At 55.4% G+C, this 3,794-nt stretch carries 4 protein-coding genes; 3 read left to right on the forward strand and 1 reads right to left on the reverse strand.

All coding sequences use genetic code 11. The features are described from left to right. The coding region (locus tag OEW58_13880) for a cobalt-precorrin-5B (C(1))-methyltransferase (protein MDH5302435.1) at nucleotides 1-772 on the reverse strand (772 nt) is incomplete at its 3' end. A 58-nt stretch (nucleotides 773-830) separates the two neighbouring features. Between OEW58_13880 and OEW58_13885 the strand changes: the two genes are divergently transcribed. From OEW58_13885 to OEW58_13895, 3 genes are all read left to right on the forward strand, one after another. Beyond that, nucleotides 831-2,132: a cobyrinate a,c-diamide synthase gene (locus tag OEW58_13885; GenBank protein MDH5302436.1), complete on the forward strand. Its 1,302-nt coding sequence runs from the start codon at nucleotides 831-833 to the stop codon at nucleotides 2,130-2,132. Next, a complete protein-coding gene (locus tag OEW58_13890) occupies nucleotides 2,129-2,449 on the forward strand; it encodes a DUF2322 family protein (GenBank protein MDH5302437.1) in 321 nt (106 codons plus the stop codon). The genes OEW58_13885 and OEW58_13890 overlap by 4 nt, the downstream gene beginning before the upstream one ends. Before the next feature lie 155 nt (nucleotides 2,450-2,604). Further along, complete coding sequence (locus OEW58_13895) at nucleotides 2,605-3,357, forward strand: TerC family protein (GenBank protein ID MDH5302438.1); 753 nt, start codon at nucleotides 2,605-2,607, stop codon at nucleotides 3,355-3,357. Nucleotides 3,358-3,794: the final 437 nt, after the last annotated feature.

Here is a 3,794-nt window from a genome sequence, read left to right on the forward strand (position 1 = left end):
CCAGACTCACCCTCTGGAACGGCGTTTTTTTCAAATATTTTAGGACCGCGCCAACAAAATCCCCCATTTCTATCAGTGCCATGTCCGGTAAACCATAGAGTTTGCGGGCAGCAATTTCACTGCTGTTGCCGGTACAAGCAGCGATGTGATTAATGCCATTGGCTTTGGCCACGTCCATCGCCTGATGGATGGAGGCAATGTAGGCAGAGCAGGAAAAAGGTCGAACGATGCCGGTCGTCCCCAGAATGGACAAGCCACCGACGATGCCCAGGCGGGGGTTCATGGTCTTGGTCGCCAGCTCGGCACCGTTTTCCACGCCAATGGTGACGCGAAATCCGCCGCCGTAACCACTGGCGGCGGCCAGATCCTGTAGATGCTCGTTGATCATGTTGCGCGGCACCGGATTGATGGCTGGCTCACCCGGAGGAATAGGCAGGCCCGCGCGGGTCACCATCCCCACCCCCGCTCCGGCCATAAATTCAATGCCTGCGGGAATCAATTCCACCCACACCTGCACCAGCGCACCGTGGGTCACATCCGGGTCATCGCCGGCATCCTTGATGGTAGCCGCGTAGCCACGGTCGCCTTGTAACTCGCAGGCGTGCAGCGAAAACTCCGGTTGCTGTCCCTTGGGCAAGATAATCGTGACCACCTCGGTCGACTCACCGCCCAACAGCAAGCGCGCCGCCGCCAGCGCACACGCCGTCGCGCAGGCACCGGTGGTAAAACCGGTACGCAACGGGGCGGTGGATTCGGGGCTTTCTACTCGCATGCAGGCATTCTACCCCATGCACTGGTAAACTACGCCCTCGCAAAAAACTGAGACCACCATGAGTTCGCGCCACTGCCCCGCTGTGCTAATTGCTGCCCCCGCCTCCAATCAGGGCAAGACCACCCTGACGGCTGCGCTGGCGCGTTATCACCGCAATCAGGGACGGGTAGTGCGGGTATTCAAGGCCGGCCCTGATTTTCTCGACCCGATGATTCACCAGCGCGCCTCCGGCCAGCCGGTGTATTCGCTGGATCTGTGGATGGTGGGCGAGCAAGCCTGCAAGCAACTGCTGTTTGACGCCGCCGAAACCGCAGACTTGATCATCATTGAGTGCGGCATGGGCCTGCATGACGGCACACCTTCCAGCGCCGATCTGGCCATCACTTTTGGCGTGCCGGTGCTGGCGGTGATTGATGCCAGCTCCATGGCGCAAACCTTCGGCGCCATCGCCCTTGGGCTAGCCAACTATCGTCCCGAACTGCCCTTCGCCGGCGTCATCGCCAACCGCGTTGCCAGCCACAACCACGCCAATCTGGTCGCCAACAGTCTGCCTGCCGGCATGAAATTTTTCGGCGCGGTACCACGCAATCGCGACATAGGTTTGCCCGATCGCCATCTGGGCCTGGTACAGGCCGATGAAATCGAAAACCTGGAACAAAAACTCGAGCTCGCAGCCTCGCTGCTGGCACAAGCCGGAGTCACCGAGCTGCCTGCTGCGGTGGAATTCAAACACGCAAAAATCGACAACATTGGACCACTGCTGGCAGGTAAAAAAATCGCCATCGCTCGTGACACCGCGTTTGCGTTTATCTATCCGGCCAACATTGAACTACTGGAAAAAATGGGCGCAGAGCTGCACTTTTTTTCGCCGCTCGATGATGCGCAATTACCCGCATGCGATGCGCTATGGCTACCCGGCGGTTATCCCGAACTGCATTTGCAAAAACTCAGCGACAACACGTCAATGATAGCCGCCATCAAACAGCATCATGCTGCCGCCAAACCCATCGTCGCCGAGTGCGGCGGCATGCTGTATTTGCTGGATGAATTGCAGGATAAACACGGCAATCGCGCCGCGATGCTTGGCATTCTGCCCGGCAAGGCACAGCTCACCGACAAAGTCGCCGGCCTGGGCATGCAGCGCGTCGAGCTGGCCGAAGGTGAACTGCGCGGCCACACGTTTCACCACTCACATTCAGACATCGAAATTCAACCTATCACCCATTGCATTCGCCAGCGCGACGGCAAAGAGGGAGAAGCGGTGTATCGCGTGAACAATCTGCACGCCTCTTACCTGCACCTCTACTTTGCATCCAATCCGCAGGCAATCGCGAAACTTTTTAACCGGAGAGATCAATGAGCAACTTCAAAGACGTACTGGCCACCCTGCCCAGCATCGACAACATCGCCAAACTGGAACTGTTCGACGGCGCCAAACCCGAAGCGGTCTGGACCATCGAAAACAAACCCGGCAAACAGGGATCACTGCGTGTTTACTACAAAGTCACCACCGACTTCGGCGGCATGACCCCCAAGGCGGCACAAAAAGCCATCGAGCTGTTCTGCGAACACGTCCAGGACGCCAGGGACAATCCCGGCAAGCATCCGAATATTGATTTTCTGTTTGGCGTCATCGACGAAAACAAGCACCTCGCCGCCAAGGCCAGCCTGCAATAGCCGACTGGCAGCCGAATTATGTTTTTTAGAAAAGTTCAAGTCTTCCGCATAAAAAATTTCCCCGTCCGGGGCGGATACGAAACCGCCATACTTCAAGTATGATACGCGCAGTTTTCCTGTTCTTGAAAAACCTCCCAAACTGAGAGAGCAAAGCAATTATGGAATGGTTATCCGATCCACAAGTGTGGGTTGCCCTGGCAACCCTGACTGCCCTGGAAATTGTCCTGGGTATCGACAACATTATTTTCATCAGCATTCTGGTCGGCCGACTGCCTCCAGAAAAACGCGACCTGGCGCGCCGGCTCGGCTTGGGTCTGGCCATGGGTACGCGTATTTTGCTGCTGTTCTCGCTGGCATGGGTCATGGGCCTGAAAGACCCCATGTTTACCATCTTTGGCGAGGAAATCTCCGGACGCGACCTGATCCTGCTGTTTGGCGGCTTGTTCCTGCTGTGGAAGAGCGTGTCTGAAATCAGCAACAGCCTGGAAGGCGAAGAAGAAGCGGGTCAAACCACCAGCAAGGCAGCTACCTTCGGTGCGATTCTGGCGCAAATTGCCATCATCGACATCGTGTTCTCGCTGGATTCGGTCATCACGGCAGTGGGCCTGGTTGATCATGTTTCCGTCATGGTCATTGCGATCGTGATTTCGGTGATGATCATGATGGTCGCCGCCAAGCCCATCGGCGAGTTTGTCGATGCACACCCGACGATCAAAATCCTCGCACTCAGCTTTTTGATCATGGTCGGCATGGTGCTGGTTGCAGAGTCCGTGGACTTCCACGTGCCCAAAGGCTACCTGTACTTCGCAATGGCGTTCTCGATTGGTGTTGAGCTGATCAACATCAAAATGCGCGCCAAACGCACAGCAGCCATCAAGTTGCGTAAAGCTATTTCGGAAAACGAATAGCCACGCACCAGTGCGGGCACCAAGTAGGGGCCCGCACTATTCATTTCCCCACCCGCATTCAACAATATTTGCCTCATACATAACCACCTATTCGACACAAATTGTCTGTCGAGCAATATCTATGAATGAATCGCAAAAACCACACTGACATGACAAAAAACACTTTTTGTCGATATTTTTGTTTCAACGATGAATCATTTACTTGCCGCACACTGGCTGCGTCGCAATAATCATCCCTTTACACCATTCAGCGCAGGTCCTGGCTGTTCAATCATTGGTATTTTTGTTCAGGGAGTGATTATGAGAAGTCGCATATTCAAGTTACACCGCGTTACTGCGGCACTTTGTTTTTCTTTTGGCCTGTCAGCAACCTCGGCGTTTGCCAGCGGCTATGAAGTCTGGCTGAGTGACCAGGCCAATACGCAGGGATTCAGTGC

The sequence above is a fragment of the Gammaproteobacteria bacterium genome, from assembly GCA_029884425.1.
GTDB lineage: Bacteria > Pseudomonadota > Gammaproteobacteria > S012-40 > S012-40 > JAOUHV01.